This window comes from Vibrio sp. FF266 (assembly GCF_041439695.1).
In the GTDB taxonomy this organism is placed as follows: domain Bacteria; phylum Pseudomonadota; class Gammaproteobacteria; order Enterobacterales; family Vibrionaceae; genus Vibrio; species Vibrio tasmaniensis_A.
Window position 1 is genome coordinate 1 of the sequence record NZ_JBGOOO010000027.1, and the last position, 13,136, is coordinate 13,136.

18 protein-coding genes and 1 pseudogene are annotated in these 13,136 nt (G+C 42.6%); 10 read left to right on the forward strand and 9 right to left on the reverse strand.

Going from position 1 to position 13,136, the window contains the following annotated elements:
- Nucleotides 1-61: 61 nt before the first annotated feature.
- From ACED59_RS17540 to ACED59_RS17575, 8 genes and pseudogenes are all read left to right on the forward strand, one after another.
- Nucleotides 62-661: an inovirus Gp2 family protein gene (locus tag ACED59_RS17540; protein WP_029223995.1), complete on the forward strand. Its 600-nt coding sequence runs from the start codon at nt 62-64 to the stop codon at nt 659-661.
- 67 nt (nt 662-728) lie between these two features.
- Complete coding sequence (locus ACED59_RS17545) at nt 729-917, forward strand: AlpA family transcriptional regulator (protein WP_029223996.1); 189 nt, start codon at nt 729-731, stop codon at nt 915-917.
- Between the two features lie 79 nt (nt 918-996).
- Nucleotides 997-1,436: pseudogene (locus ACED59_RS17550) on the forward strand (ribonuclease HI).
- Nucleotides 1,437-2,032: 596 nt separating this feature from the next.
- Nucleotides 2,033-2,200 (forward strand): hypothetical protein, encoded by a 168-nt coding sequence (locus ACED59_RS17555; RefSeq protein WP_371731368.1) that lies wholly within the window; start codon nt 2,033-2,035, stop codon nt 2,198-2,200.
- A gap of 96 nt (nt 2,201-2,296) precedes the next feature.
- The gene (locus ACED59_RS17560) at nt 2,297-3,952 is read left to right on the forward strand and encodes an SgrR family transcriptional regulator (protein WP_017098413.1); all 1,656 of its coding nucleotides are present in this window, start codon (nt 2,297-2,299) and stop codon (nt 3,950-3,952) included.
- Nucleotides 3,953-4,019: 67 nt separating this feature from the next.
- Nucleotides 4,020-4,646, forward strand: a complete 627-nt coding sequence (locus ACED59_RS17565; RefSeq protein ID WP_017098414.1) for a LysE family translocator — start codon at nt 4,020-4,022, stop codon at nt 4,644-4,646.
- Between the two features lie 88 nt (nt 4,647-4,734).
- Nucleotides 4,735-5,400 (forward strand): glutathione S-transferase N-terminal domain-containing protein, encoded by a 666-nt coding sequence (locus ACED59_RS17570; protein ID WP_017098415.1) that lies wholly within the window; start codon nt 4,735-4,737, stop codon nt 5,398-5,400.
- Between the two features lie 167 nt (nt 5,401-5,567).
- On the forward strand, nt 5,568-6,179 hold the full coding sequence (locus ACED59_RS17575; RefSeq protein WP_017098416.1) for a hypothetical protein: 612 nt from the start codon (nt 5,568-5,570) through the stop codon (nt 6,177-6,179).
- A gap of 59 nt (nt 6,180-6,238) precedes the next feature.
- Here ACED59_RS17575 and ACED59_RS17580 read toward each other — a convergent pair whose 3' ends face one another.
- Nucleotides 6,239-6,610, reverse strand: coding sequence for a hypothetical protein (locus ACED59_RS17580; protein ID WP_017098417.1), 372 nt, complete (start codon nt 6,608-6,610; stop codon nt 6,239-6,241).
- A gap of 138 nt (nt 6,611-6,748) precedes the next feature.
- Between ACED59_RS17580 and ACED59_RS17585 the strand changes: the two genes are divergently transcribed.
- Together ACED59_RS17585 and ACED59_RS17590 are read left to right on the forward strand one after the other, a co-directional pair.
- Nucleotides 6,749-7,231: a M48 family metallopeptidase gene (locus ACED59_RS17585; RefSeq protein ID WP_017098418.1), complete on the forward strand. Its 483-nt coding sequence runs from the start codon at nt 6,749-6,751 to the stop codon at nt 7,229-7,231.
- A 175-nt stretch (nt 7,232-7,406) separates the two neighbouring features.
- Complete coding sequence (locus ACED59_RS17590) at nt 7,407-8,186, forward strand: DUF3658 domain-containing protein (protein WP_017098419.1); 780 nt, start codon at nt 7,407-7,409, stop codon at nt 8,184-8,186.
- Between the two features lie 255 nt (nt 8,187-8,441).
- Here ACED59_RS17590 and ACED59_RS17595 read toward each other — a convergent pair whose 3' ends face one another.
- The 8 genes from ACED59_RS17595 to radC form a co-directional block, all read right to left on the reverse strand.
- A complete protein-coding gene (locus ACED59_RS17595) occupies nt 8,442-9,275 on the reverse strand; it encodes a tetratricopeptide repeat protein (protein WP_017098420.1) in 834 nt (277 codons plus the stop codon).
- A 229-nt stretch (nt 9,276-9,504) separates the two neighbouring features.
- Nucleotides 9,505-9,741, reverse strand: a complete 237-nt coding sequence (locus ACED59_RS17600; protein WP_017098421.1) for a hypothetical protein — start codon at nt 9,739-9,741, stop codon at nt 9,505-9,507.
- A 41-nt stretch (nt 9,742-9,782) separates the two neighbouring features.
- The gene (locus ACED59_RS17605; protein WP_017098422.1) at nt 9,783-10,043 is read right to left on the reverse strand and encodes a hypothetical protein; all 261 of its coding nucleotides are present in this window, start codon (nt 10,041-10,043) and stop codon (nt 9,783-9,785) included.
- Between the two features lie 50 nt (nt 10,044-10,093).
- The gene (locus ACED59_RS17610; protein WP_017098423.1) at nt 10,094-10,474 is read right to left on the reverse strand and encodes a hypothetical protein; all 381 of its coding nucleotides are present in this window, start codon (nt 10,472-10,474) and stop codon (nt 10,094-10,096) included.
- The gene (locus ACED59_RS17615) at nt 10,471-11,238 is read right to left on the reverse strand and encodes a hypothetical protein (protein WP_017098424.1); all 768 of its coding nucleotides are present in this window, start codon (nt 11,236-11,238) and stop codon (nt 10,471-10,473) included. Before ACED59_RS17615 ends, ACED59_RS17610 begins: the two co-directional genes overlap by 4 nt.
- 317 nt (nt 11,239-11,555) lie before the next feature.
- Nucleotides 11,556-11,999, reverse strand: a complete 444-nt coding sequence (locus ACED59_RS17620) for a DUF2787 domain-containing protein (protein ID WP_017098425.1) — start codon at nt 11,997-11,999, stop codon at nt 11,556-11,558.
- A gap of 46 nt (nt 12,000-12,045) precedes the next feature.
- Nucleotides 12,046-12,483: a DUF2787 domain-containing protein gene (locus ACED59_RS17625; RefSeq protein ID WP_371705034.1), complete on the reverse strand. Its 438-nt coding sequence runs from the start codon at nt 12,481-12,483 to the stop codon at nt 12,046-12,048.
- Nucleotides 12,480-12,953 carry a DNA repair protein RadC gene (gene radC, locus ACED59_RS17630; RefSeq protein ID WP_017098427.1) on the reverse strand — a complete coding sequence of 158 codons (474 nt, stop codon included), beginning with the start codon at nt 12,951-12,953 and terminating at the stop codon, nt 12,480-12,482. Before radC ends, ACED59_RS17625 begins: the two co-directional genes overlap by 4 nt.
- Between the last annotated feature and the right edge of the window lie 183 nt (nt 12,954-13,136).

Sequence of the window (13,136 nt, forward strand, 5' to 3'; positions counted from 1 at the left end):
TCGTTAGTGATTGTACTCACTTAACTCAGTGTCCAAAACTTCTGGTGCGGATCACTGTCTCATGCCCCCCACTCCCCATACACCAGCAATAACCCATTCCACCACCTTTAACGATTATCCAGTGATCTACAGTGAGCACGGGCTGTATGAATCCGCCCTTACGAGTATGACCAACCTCTTTGAACAGGCACTAGAGCAGTTTGAGTTCACGTTAGTCATGCATTTGGGGCTATACCTTCCTAAAGACCACCCAGACACCGATTTAACCATCATCAATGACTACATCCACCAGCTTAAAAAGAAACTTAATACAGACTCACTCTATTACTCGTGGCGTAAGCGAGCCGATAAATCCCCCTCACACAATTACCAAGTCATACTCTTGCTTGATTACAACCAGTACTTTGGCTCCGCTATCTGTTGGGATAAACGTAATCAATTAGCCAACCACCTTAAAGAGGCATGGCAAGAGGCTGTACAGAGCCACTACGAAGGCAAAGAGCGTTCATTGGTATTATTTAACGACCGAGGTAACTACGGCTTAGGGACGCGCTGCAAGAGCAAAAGTAGCGTAGTAAAGAACAATGTATTTCACCGCATGAGCCGTCTAGCTGAGGCATGGCAAGAAGAGCATTACTGTTTTGGCTCTAGCGAGGGTTAACCTCACCGCACTTTTTTACAGCGGTGGCTTATCTCATGGGTATATACAAAATACAGGAGCATTCCCAATGAGATTCTTAAGACTAAAAGACGTAATCGCAGCAACAGGGTTAAGCCGTTCAACTATCTACAAGTTTATGGATGAAGAAGTCTTTCCTAAAACCATTCCATTGGGAGGAAGAGCAGTAGCGTGGCTGGAGAGTGAAATCGAAGAATGGATGGAACAGCGTCTAGCACTGCGAGAGAGCCAAGAATAATCCAAGTAGCAGAAAACATACTGACCACATCAACAGGGAGCCCTCGAAGGCTCCCTTTTCAATTAGAGAGAGAAATTAAATGAGTTTTGCAATTTACGTAGATGGCGCAGCACCAAACAATCAACACGGATGCACACAGGGTGGGATTGGTATTGCAGCCTTTAATGAGCACGGTGAACTAGAGTATCAAGATAGCATCACTATCAGACGCAGTACCACCAATGCAAAATTAGAGCTAATGGCCTTAATCGAAGGTCTAGAGTATGCGCAGGATGGCGATGTCATCTACTCAGACAGTGACTTTTGTGTGAAGGGTTATAACGGTTGGTTAGATAACTGGAAGGATAAAGGTTGGCGTAAGTCAGATAAGAAGCCAGTTAAGAACCGTCATCTATGGCAACAAATCGACGAATTGCGTTCACAGAAATACGTAGAGGTGTTTAAGGTCAAGCTCATTCAGGTGATAAAGGTAATGACATGGCAGACTTGTTAGCTGTTGAAGCGGCAGAAGCCGAGTAAGAAGATAGAGCACAGTTTGTTGGCAAACCGCTAGCAGGCTGTGCGGTCGTATTTTTGCTTTATCCCTAGGAACGGTGATTTGTCTTTAGGGTAGCGTTAAGCGTTTTTATAGATAACATATACCTGAAGATGAAGCATTCAATGGCTGCAATTGGGGTGTTTTTTCAGGCTCGACATTGACGATGATAGTGATCATGATGTAGATAAGGATTGTATGATTTATAAATAGAACGATATTAGGACACTACAATCTAGCGTACCGCTGCGCAGACGTTACATTTACTCTTTCTCAGCACCAGCGAAAAGTTACGCTTTGTTGAGTCGACGTGTCAAAGCGACTTTAACTTATGGAAGATAGTTGTAAGTCTGCTTACGTTTACTTTGATGAAGATGTAGAGTCGATTGCTAATATTGCATGTGACTGGGATTAACTTGCCTCGACATGCTTGTTGAATTATTTTGTTTGGTGGCAGTTAGCAAAAATAGAGCTGTACTTCATTAATTAAAAGGTGAACTGTTTATAGTAAAGAGAGCGTTATTATTTCGGGTTTGTTCGCTGATAATGAACACATGAGCCATTATTAGTGAGTAAAACAATGAATCCATTAGACTACACATTCTATACTTTAAACGCCAAACACTACTTACTGGAACCAGAACAAACGATGACGGTAATACAAAGCCAAAGCCAAAGCCGTCCGATCTTGCCTGGGATAGTTTTCTTGGTGGGATTCCTAGTCGGTCAGATTACCCACCTTTATTAATCACGTCCCGTGGCATTATAAGAGGACAACTTTAAGTTAAGTCGCCATATTTCAGAGGGATCCGTTGTATCTAATGAACATGATTTTGAGGTTGACATGGTAGCTTCTCAGTTGTTATCTACGAGTCATCTGCAGCGTTTAAAGCAACTCGAGAAACATTTTTCTCGCAATGAAACTTATGATGTTGATATTGTCTCCCTTGCTGAAATTCTGGCCTGTTCAGAAAGGTACGTGAGTAAGCTAATGGCTTTATTTGAAAACTTTGGGCTTATCCTTTGGGCTTCGGGTCAGGGCCGTGGTCATCGCTCGAAATTGACGCTATTAAAAAGTTTTGAGACCTCACTGCTGGCTCAGTTAGAGCGCATGGCTCGCTCTGGCAGAATGGATCAGGCATTTCGACTAGCCACTCAATTTGGCGAAGTACGTCTGTTTCAAGATCACTTACCTCTCTGGTTAGGGGACGCGCAGCAGGAATTAAAGAAGCAGAATACTTTAATGTATTTAGTCCCTTATGTGCTGCCTGAATGGCACCCTCATTTGGCGCAGTCCGCTCGTTCTATTTTATTGGTCGAAAGCGTCTTCGATACCTTAGTTCGATATAACCCTATTCAGAATGAGATCGTGCCTCATATCGCTCACCAGTTTCATTACAGTGACAAGCAAATCCGTCTCCGCATCCGTAATGACATAATGATGCACAATGGAGAAGTGCTGACACCGGAACTTGTAAAAAAAAATATAGAAATGCGCCTTAGTACTCCACATCCATATCAAATTCTATTTCGTCATGTAGAGGCTATTGACATAGATAAGCAGTGGGTCATTTTCTCTATGCGTCAATCTGACCCAGTTTTCCTGCATTTGTTAGCCGACTCACACAGTGCAATTTTTGATTACCAGGCTTCAAAACCAATTGGGTGTGGGGTATATCGAGTCGAAAGTTTGGAAAAACAATATTGGAGTTTAGTTCGCAATAACCACTATTTTGGTTTTGGTGCCCATATTGAACGAGTAGAATTTTGGTGTAGTGATGCCCAACCTCAAGCGCCTATGCACGTGGCAGAACTGCTCTATTGCGAATCCCAACCTACTCAGCCACAAAAAATCGATCGCAGCGGATGTACTGTTTTACAGTTTCATCATCATGCAGGGGCATTATCCGCTCAAGAAAGAGCCTGGATTGTTCATCATAGTCGACGTTTTACGCTTGGTAGCCAAAAAAGAGCGGCGAATAGCGTGATGGATTGCCATCAAGATAAGGGGTTTCACTTGTTCAATCACGACATGAAACTGCCGACTCGTCCGGTGGTAATTGAAGTGATAGACAGTCATATGAGCGAGTTACAGCCTTTGCTCGATGAGTTATCTCAAAAAGGGGTTGTTTGGCAGGTATGTATTCAAGGACAGTCTCAAGACATTGCTATTGATATCTCCTATGACTGTTACGTTTTTGGTGACGACCTGACATTTCAATATTACGAATGGCTCCTTTGCAGTAATGTGTATAGTCTCTGCTTGCCTGAACGTGGAAAACAAAGCCTATTGACATTTATTGATATGTTTATGCAGGAAAGTAACAACAGTCAAGAGTTTTTGCACAAACTGTATCGAGCGGAGGATTGGCTTATCCAGAACTATTATTATTGCCCTCTATGGCGCAATCATTTCACCGTGACTCGAGCGGACAACTTGTATGGCACAGAAACGAACAATATGGGCGTAATGTCTCTGGTCAATATGTGGTTGGAGTAATCGCTGGTATGGTAGTGTATCTGTAGCGATATGATTTGCAGTGTTTAACGGATAATTAAGGATAAAAATGGACTTTCACCTTTGGCTCAGCTTTGTCGCGGCATCGCTCATTCTTACCGCGACACCAGGGCCTAGCATATTTTTAGGTATTGCACATGCTCTCAGATATGGGCACAAACGCGTGCTATATACCGCCCTTGGGGACATCTCAGCTAACTTTATTCAAATGGTGTTAGTCGCCTTGGGTTTAGGTGTCATCCTTGCCAATTCGGTAGTGGTATTTACTGTCATCAAAGTCTTTGGTGTGATCACCTTGGTTTACATGGGGCTAAAAATACTCCTCGCTAAACCAGCACAAGTTGAGCACTTAAACCTCAACAACTCAGATTTACAGGCCTCAAACAAAAAGTTGTTTTACTCTGGCTTTTTAGTCGCGGCTGGCAATCCCAAAGCCATCCTATTCTTCTCGGCTTTTTTCCCGCAATTCATCAACCCCGACTTACCCGTATTCCCTCAACTCTTAGTGATGTGCCCAACCATGGCGTTGCTTGATTTCAGTTTAGTGATGTTTTATGCGTTTTCGGCCAGACGGATTGTTGATGCGAGCCGACTATCTCTTACCGCTGTGACCAGAGGAAGTGGTGCTTTACTGCTGGGAGCCGCAGGTATTCTAGCAGTTAAAGAAGCCACTTAATCTCGACTGAGAACCGCGACCAAGATTGAACATACTGTGCCCAGCACAACCAATACACCTATTTAGCAACTCTCGGAGTAAGACACCTATGATCACTTTTTACGAACTGTGTGGGGACGATGGCTTAAAATTCAGTCCTTATTGTTGGCGAACGAAAATGTGCTTGATACACAAAAATATAGCGTTTGATACCACTGAGCTTTCTTTTGTCGACATTCAGGCTCAGTTTAAGGCGCAGTTTTCTACACTCCCCGCCATCAAAGATGGTGAAACGGTGCTCTCTGATTCGTTTAACATCGCTGATTATCTTGAGGCCCACTACCCTGAATCACCTTCATTATTTGGCGGTGAAAAAGGGCGTTTAATAGCACTTTTTTTCCATGAGTGGACAGCATCATTACATTCGGACATCGCCAAAATTGCCATCTTCGACATTTACTGCAAGCTTAAAGGTCGCGATAAAGATTACTTTCGTTCCTCTAGAGAGAAACACTTTCAGGACAGCTTAGAAAATGTACAAAGCAACAACCAAGAGTTAGCAAAGGCCGACTTACTCAAAAAAATGAGAGTACTGGAATCTTATTTAGCTAAGACACGATACTTATCGGGCGATGCGCCCATGTATTCAGACTATATCGTCTATGGGACGTTGAAGTGGCTGCTGTCTACGAGTAACGCTTTCACAGGGGAAATGCTGACTAGCCATGTTTTGAATTGGTATGACAGCCTAGATAGGATTGGCACTAGAATTTAAACATGCTTTAAGACAACGATGGAAATGTGAACGCAACGCATAGTTTGCGTTTAAATTTATCGGATGTTACATATTGATTTGTTACAGTTTATTTCCGTATGTTGCTGTCAATATGCAATGTACAGAATAAATTTTCATTTCAAAAAAGTGCCACAGGATATCGTATTATGATAACTAAAGTTGTTCCTCTGATGTTGTTAGTTTCGTGTTCAAGCTTTGCATCAAGTGAGGTTGTTGATAATTTTTCTCATATAGGATTTGGTTATAAAGGAGCTAGTTTTAAGTCGGGAGCGTTAAAACCTTACCTTAACGATAAGTATGACAATACAGAGAATAAGACGATGGGAGGGTTATACTTAGATGTCAGTGCTCAAGTTTTTGACTACGTATTCGTTGAAGGAAGAGCAGACTTTCTCACTCGATTTAGTTCGGAGGTAGATAGTTGGCAAGCTGGCGGAGGACTCATTGGGCGTTTGGGAGGGGCAATGGCAAGCTCTTTATCCTGTGGAGCAGTAAACTATCGTGCTGATAGTGATTACAGTTCACCATATTCCGAGCGTGGAACATACTGTCAAGCGATGGTTAGAAAACAAATAGCTAATCATTGGTTGATGGGAGTTTCCTATCAGCATGATTTCTTAGATCTAGCAAGAGATGAGTTTAAGTGGAATAACGTCTTTCAATTCGGCTCAGTGTTTGGCTTAGTTGCAAATTTAGAATATGCAGAGCGTGATGAGGCGGAAGTGAGCTATGAGCTTGGGTTGCAGTTCTCATTTTAACTTGCGAGGGTATATATTCTTAGAGGTTTCATATCATTATCAATATATTATCTTGTTTTTCATAAGAGGCTAGACTTAGCAACCACTTGAAAGTCATCTCTGTATAAAATGGTGCCTACGTCTGAATAATGTAATATCGCCACTTTTGTATCATATTCTTCTAATATATATTTTAGCTCATGCATGAGTGATATATGTTTGACGCTTGAGTCTAAAAACCAAGAGATAGCATTGTCTGGCCATGACTTTGAGTCGAATGGTGGGCATGGTAGTGATTCATTAAGTTGAGTGAAAATTTCTTTAATATGCACCTGATGGTAATCGTAAAGGATCAGTCCGTCGACAAGCATAATTTGTGCTTGGGTAATGATACCATGAGTATGCTGGAGTCGCTTTTCCTCTTCCATACTGGCAATAAATCTTATAAACATTGGACTCCTTTATTACTATTTATTCATCTAGTTTAAGATTTTATCATTATCATTGATAATTTGTCGTGAGACGATTTGAGAGTTAACGCAGAGTGTTCATAAAATACATTCTAATTAGTCAATTGTAGAGGAGAGCACATGGAAACCATTATTAACGAAGCCATCGCTCTTAGAGAGGCTGGAAATTATCATGCGTCTCGGCTTTTGCTGCGTACGCTATTGGGTGACAGTCAATATGTAGCCAAAGCAAATTTACACATGGCTTGGTCTTATGATAATGAAGGCAAAGAGAAGCAAGCGCTTATACATTATCATCTTGCATTGGAAGGGGAGCTTTCAACAACTGAACGTTTTGACGCTCTGTTTGGGTTGGCAAGTACTTATCGCAGTTTGGGTAAATACACTGAAGCGTTAGAGTATTTTGAGCGAACCATTGCTGAATACCCTGATTCACTGGAAGTACAGCCGTTCTATGCCATGTGTTTGTACAACTTAGAACGACACAAAGAAGCAACGGCGTTACTAATTAAGTTATTGGTATCAACCACTGAGAGTAAGAAAATCAAAAGTTACCAGCGAGCCATTCTGCTTTATGCAAAAGACCTTGATAAAACGTGGTAAATGTTGCGTTCCTACGTATATTTGTTCGTCTAACCGGGGAATAGAAACAATAGAGTAAACCAACTTATGAATTCTAAGGTTATGGAGCTCGATAAGTGATTAGCAGTTGGTAGCAGACAAGGATCGATGATGAGAATAGAGAGACGATGTGCTGATATGATAAGTGAGTTTAGTCATGACCCTTCGTAAGGTGACTCACTTTGTTACAGGAGGCGCAGCTGCTGGCATTTTGAATTATCTTCTTGCGCCAGATGAAAAGAAGCGGGTAGTAGAGCTGAGTGACCCGTTGACTTACGGTCCGTTAAATAATTATGGTACGCAGCAGGGAGATGCTCTACGTAGTAATTGGTTTAGGGGGGTATGTGATCTTATTAATGATCCAGACTTATGGCCATGGTTAGCCGGCCATATAGGACTGCCCATATTGCAGAGCTATCAGAACCTCGAATGCGATGGCGATTATGTTGTTTGGGTTGGCCAGTCAGTGGATGAGCAATTAATGTTGCGAGCGCTGTGCTCTGTGCTACCGGAACAACGTTTATTTTTAGCCGATGTAACGACAGGTAAGTTGAGCAAAGACACTATGCCAATCGTTGGTGCCTGTTCAGCCGAAGAACTTACTACCGTCATTCCAGTACCTCTTGATATCTTTCAGCAGGTTAAATTAGCCAAAGAATGGGATAGTCTTCTTGTGAGTAGGGATATGGTTCGAACTTGGAACGGTTCCGCAATTGTATCCCATGATGAGACGTTTTTTGATGCTGCTCTTCTTGCTGCGATTGGCCCACGAGTTTGTGTTGCAGCAGTAGTCATTGGTCGTGTGCTTGGTGATTATGTAGGGCAAGTTGGTGATACTTTTCTCTGTTACAGATTGCGTGTGTTGATCTTGAGAAAAATAGTGCGCTCGGTAGGTGAAGGACCTTTCTTTAGGCGTCAGTTGAGTCGAGCGTTATGATATGGGAAGTTCAAACATTTAGTGAAAATATAGGGTGAGAAAAATACAACGGAAACGTAACTGAGAGTAAAAGCTCACACTTTGCCTATCGAACACTCATTCCTAGTGTGCGTGCTATAACTAAGTAAAAATTTAAATTCTCATTCTCATCACCGTAGCCTCGGATATTAACGAAGGGAATGTTTTTATTTTCGAGCTATGGAAACAGCCGCGAGTATAAACCATTACAGCATAGTTCTGATTGCGTACCAAAAATTACCAATTGCAGTGTTCATACAGGGATTCGACACATTCTATTGATCTGAATTGAGCTTCATCAATATCAGCTTGGCTTAAGTCATCAAATATTATTCCTTTCATATTTTGAATATCTTTTCCGTTGTATTGACTGATGTTTAACCACATATAGCTTGTAACATCATTTTTAGGCACAATTTTCCCCAGGTAGTAAATAACAGCAAGCTTATACTGTGCGTCTTGCTGTCCATTCTTTGAGGCTAAGTTAAACCAATGTAGAGAGTATTTGTCATTTTGTAGGACACCTTCACCTAGCTCATACATTTGACCAATGTAAAACTGTGCATCTTTATTGCCTTTCTCTGCTGATTGTAAGAACCAATGTGCTGATTTTTTTAGATCTTTGCTAATGCCATCGCCACGGTAGTACATTAAACCCAAATAAAACTGCGCTTTATTTTCGTCATTTTCTGCTGCTAACTTAAAATACGTAAATGCATCCTCGTATTGTTGAAGAGAATAAAGGTAGATTCGCCCAGCACTATATTGCGCGTCTACAAAACCTTGGTTTGCTGACTTAACGTACCAATCTAAAGCTTTCGCGACACTTTTTTCAACACCCAGTCCTTTACTATACATCCAGCCTATAGAGTACCGTGCTTGAGCATCTCCGTTCTCAGCTAAGGGTAGCCATTCTGCATAAGCAGCCTTATATTTCTTTTGGCTAAGCGCGATGTATCCTTTTTCATAGGCTTCATCAGAGTTTAGAGTTTGTTCATTTGTGATATTGGTAGTACCACTCGTACAGGCACTTAAAATAAAAAGAGGAATTAAAATTAAATAGCGAAGCATGATTTATTGACTACGTGATGAAAATTTAAACGTAAGTATATCAGTGGTGGTCACTAAAAACATGATGTTAATCAGATGATTACTAAGTGCTATTTGAATTAAGTGAAATTGCCAGCTAATGGGAATAGTATTGTTGAGAGGTATTTAAATAAGAAGCTATGTCCAGAAGCAAAAAAGAATGGGGAGCAATCTCGCTCCCCATTATCATTTTGAGCCTTTGCTGGTGGCACTATTTTTCTTTGATGGCTTCACAGCCTTTAGGTATCGCAACCGACGATGCCTGTTTACCTGCGTTTAGGGCTGCTTTCACATCCAGCTTGTATTGAGTGCATTTGCCTACACTGACGTTAACCGCTCCCGTTTCTACCGATGGATTACCTCCAAGCGATCCACCACCTTGAGCCAAAACAAAAGGTGATGCTAGGGAAGCCAGTAGAACAAGTGTGTTTGTTGTAATGTTTTTCATGGTGTGATTCTCACTATAATTTTAAAAAGAAAGTTGTAGGATTAGTTAGAAGTTTGCTCAACTTCTGGTGAGCATTTATTCTTATCGGAGACCTGACCGTTAAGCTTTCCACACGCATCGGCTGTCCAATGCAGAAGAGCTCCAGCGACAAGAGTGGATTGAGGACCTTGTTTTCCATTCCAGTGTTTTTCCAGGTGCTCCTTAGAGATGTTTGGTGTTCCACCGAGCGCAGCGTTTGCCATTGATGAAACGCTTAGAGATGAGCTCAATGCAATCGCGATGAGTACGTATGATTTTTTCATATTCGATCCTTATTGGTGTTGATAGATAGATGAGTTGTTTTGCTTTCGGTTTAGAAGGTGTAAACAAAGGTGCCAGCCGTTGAAGTGACTTCAATTTCTTTCACGTTATCGACAGTGCAGTTGTTGCTGTATCCCGTGTAGGTTTCACCGAACTTCAATGAAACGTTTCTAGATAGCTCTGAGGCCGTACCAGCAGGAATACGACAATTACCTCGGTTAATTACAACGTCGGTGATGACGGTGTTGTTGGTGATGGCTTGTAGGTCAAAGACTAAGCTTCCCCAATGAGAGTTGGTGGAGATCGATACTTCTATATCCGCAACGGCTTCAGGAGATTCTTCTTGCTCAGTGCATCCTGTTGCTCCTATAAACAGGGCTATCGTGATTGCGTATCGAACCGATTGGTTTAGTCGACGTTTTATTTTTGTCATGGGGTTACTCTCCTCATTGGTGAGTGTAATTCTGGGTAGCCTGCTCCTTCGTGAGCCAGCATGAACTGCTCAACATTGAAGTTAGAGGGATAGGTAAATGAAAATGTCGATACACTGGCCTCATCAATGAGTGGTAAGGCAACGGTGTGTATTGGATGTTGGTCGGATAACCGAAAGAGCAGCAAGAGCGCGTCGCACTGAACCGAGAGTCCCAGTGGTTCAATGAGCGCTTGCTCTTTCTGCAAAGCTTGGCTAGAGACCTTCAGCATTCGGTTGTTAAGTAATGCTTCATGGACTGACCCTAAGACTTGTTTCTGCTTGTTACTCCAGCTTCTCGTATTAGGTAGGTTGAGGTGTACTTTGCTTAGCCAAAGTCGTTCTTTTGAAATGGCTGAAGCCTTATTCCGTAAGGGTTTGTCTCTCTCCGAGGACCGACCCTGTCCATAATTCAGTGCATCAGGAATAAGCGGCTGTAAGTACTTGTTGGTCAGTTGCCAATAGAGCATTTCTTGCTTATTGAACGTCAGTAATTGCTCTGAGGTTTTCCGATAAACATGGGGCATGCTCATCGAATCGCACTCTACGTTAAACACTTCCACAATGATGTCATCGAGGTAGCGTTTAATGCTGCGGGTGGTGCGGTGGATATCGATTAGGGCTAACTGCTGCTGCAACTCCCTAACGGTGATCCATCGATGTTGAGGAATAAGCATCAGCGTGTGCAGCAAAGCAGATAAGCCTTCAATGCTGGTTTTATTGCTCATGACTACTCTCTCAATACATAGCGCTCCACACCGGAGTCGGACATTTAATGTCGGGAGAATAGAGGTGGGTTCGACACATAATGTCCAACGGTTAAAGCGCCATCAATCGGCTTAGCGAAAGCGTGAGTCGATTAACATTATCGATGGTTGTTTTTATCTCTCAGCTCTGAGATGGCTACCAGTAACCCAATCAGCAGTACCACCAGAAAGCCTAAAGTCGTTAGGGTTCCTATGGCACCAAAGAAAGGAGAAAGAGAAAGTAACGTGATGAGGGCAGAGATAAGTTTGATGGTTTGTATAAGAAGGGAAGTCATGAGTTATTGCGGGGTAAGGGTAATATCGTCGAATGCCTCCATCTCGACGTATGCGAGAAAATTACTCTCCCACAATTGATACAGCTCGACAGCCTCACGCTTATCTTTCATTGAAAACCAGCCGTGGTAGCTGGCAAAGCATTGACGATCGCGAAAGTCAAAATCCAAATTCCGCTCAAGCTCAGGGTAGTAGTTCCCCATATAAGCAAAGTCCGTGATGTACTCAACACACCATTCTCCTGTTGAAGATTGGTAAATAGAAATTTCGACAGGGTGAAAGCCACCAGCATCAGCACTGTAACTTTTATCACGAAAGTTAAAGACCACATGACGGCTGGTGGAGAGCGTTTCATTGTTAAGTAAATGAGCCGAGTAACGCTCATTAAGCAACGCATACAGCTTCTTAGAAACAGGCAGGGGTAATGACGTAAAGGCTAATTGGGACATCGACAGTCCTCCTTGTTTAGGGATAAATCAGAAAGTAGGTAGGGGGTTAGTTAAACGAGCTGACCAACGAGAGTTGCACGTTATCAAAGACGTTTCGGGTTAGGTGGCGAGTCAATGCATTCACCCAAGCAGAGAGCACCTCTTGCACTTCTGGGTGAGATAAATCCGTTGTTCCTGTATCGGGTTGATAGAACCAACGATTAGTAAGGTGAAAGTACAGCTCCGGTTCTACTGAAGTACTGTTGTCATTAGGGTAAGAAAAGCTTGCAAAGAACACGATGAACCAAGGCTCTGAGATTGACTCTCGTTTGAGCTGTATCTCTATAGGGTGCAATCCTTGGCGGTGGCGGTAGTAACTCATTTGATGGCAGTTCAGTACCAGTCTCTCAGCCTGTTCAGGTAGTGTATGATCAGTAAGAAGACTTTCTAGTGACGAGAGCAGTGCATCATTGATACTGATATCACCATAGTGTTGTTCAATCATAACCAGCCTCGCTCAGCAAATGAGGTGCAGATTTCGCCCGTTACGATATGGTCCAATACGCGCACATCCACCAGCGCTAAAGCGTCTTTGAGTCTTTCGGTTATACGTCTATCCGCTTGTGAGGGGGTAGAGTCACCAGAAGGATGGTTGTGAGCCATAATTACCGCTGCTGCATTCACTTCCAACACAGTTTTTACTACTTCTCTTGGGTAGACACTGGCGGCATCGACGGTGCCATGAAAGAGCTCTTTAAACTCAATCAGTCGGTTTTGGTTATCCAGTAGCAGTAAAGCAAACACTTCACGTTCATAGCTGCCGAGTTTGCAGCGGACATACTCTTTAGTCGCTTCGGGTTTGGTTAGGGCATCACCACGCACATAGCGCGTAGCGAGTATCTCAGCGGCATGCTCTAGGATTTCGTTTTCCTGATAGCGTTGCTGTTTTTGGTAATCGGAAGTTTTGGGATTCATTTCAGGCTCCTGTCGGAATCAATTATGGGTATTCACATTGATGACATATGCCTGAATATTTTTGGTTTGGAGAGTGAAGGGATAAGGGAAGGCTGTAGTCAGATCCTACGGGAGCATGTGGCTTGTTAGTCTAAGGGGTATCTGGCTAGAGAGGAAAGCTGATGGAGTTAGAATGAGAGGAGG

What these genes read in the sequence shown, in the direction of transcription:
- ACED59_RS17590 (WP_017098419.1), top strand. Translation starts at nt 7,407, where the DNA reads ATGACCCTTCGTAAGGTGACTCACTTTGTTACAGGAGGCGCAGCTGCT.
- ACED59_RS17545 (WP_029223996.1), top strand. Translation starts at nt 729, where the DNA reads ATGAGATTCTTAAGACTAAAAGACGTAATCGCAGCAACAGGGTTAAGC.
- radC (WP_017098427.1), bottom strand. Translation starts at nt 12,953, where the DNA reads ATGAATCCCAAAACTTCCGATTACCAAAAACAGCAACGCTATCAGGAA.
- ACED59_RS17540 (WP_029223995.1), top strand. Translation starts at nt 62, where the DNA reads ATGCCCCCCACTCCCCATACACCAGCAATAACCCATTCCACCACCTTT.
- ACED59_RS17580 (WP_017098417.1), bottom strand. Translation starts at nt 6,610, where the DNA reads ATGTTTATAAGATTTATTGCCAGTATGGAAGAGGAAAAGCGACTCCAG.
- ACED59_RS17600 (WP_017098421.1), bottom strand. Translation starts at nt 9,741, where the DNA reads ATGAAAAACATTACAACAAACACACTTGTTCTACTGGCTTCCCTAGCA.
- ACED59_RS17575 (WP_017098416.1), top strand. Translation starts at nt 5,568, where the DNA reads ATGATAACTAAAGTTGTTCCTCTGATGTTGTTAGTTTCGTGTTCAAGC.
- ACED59_RS17585 (WP_017098418.1), top strand. Translation starts at nt 6,749, where the DNA reads ATGGAAACCATTATTAACGAAGCCATCGCTCTTAGAGAGGCTGGAAAT.
- ACED59_RS17625 (WP_371705034.1), bottom strand. Translation starts at nt 12,483, where the DNA reads ATGATTGAACAACACTATGGTGATATCAGTATCAATGATGCACTGCTC.
- ACED59_RS17605 (WP_017098422.1), bottom strand. Translation starts at nt 10,043, where the DNA reads ATGAAAAAATCATACGTACTCATCGCGATTGCATTGAGCTCATCTCTA.
- ACED59_RS17560 (WP_017098413.1), top strand. Translation starts at nt 2,297, where the DNA reads ATGGTAGCTTCTCAGTTGTTATCTACGAGTCATCTGCAGCGTTTAAAG.
- ACED59_RS17610 (WP_017098423.1), bottom strand. Translation starts at nt 10,474, where the DNA reads ATGACAAAAATAAAACGTCGACTAAACCAATCGGTTCGATACGCAATC.
- ACED59_RS17555 (WP_371731368.1), top strand. Translation starts at nt 2,033, where the DNA reads ATGAATCCATTAGACTACACATTCTATACTTTAAACGCCAAACACTAC.
- ACED59_RS17570 (WP_017098415.1), top strand. Translation starts at nt 4,735, where the DNA reads ATGATCACTTTTTACGAACTGTGTGGGGACGATGGCTTAAAATTCAGT.
- ACED59_RS17565 (WP_017098414.1), top strand. Translation starts at nt 4,020, where the DNA reads ATGGACTTTCACCTTTGGCTCAGCTTTGTCGCGGCATCGCTCATTCTT.
- ACED59_RS17615 (WP_017098424.1), bottom strand. Translation starts at nt 11,238, where the DNA reads ATGAGCAATAAAACCAGCATTGAAGGCTTATCTGCTTTGCTGCACACG.
- ACED59_RS17620 (WP_017098425.1), bottom strand. Translation starts at nt 11,999, where the DNA reads ATGTCCCAATTAGCCTTTACGTCATTACCCCTGCCTGTTTCTAAGAAG.
- ACED59_RS17595 (WP_017098420.1), bottom strand. Translation starts at nt 9,275, where the DNA reads ATGCTTCGCTATTTAATTTTAATTCCTCTTTTTATTTTAAGTGCCTGT.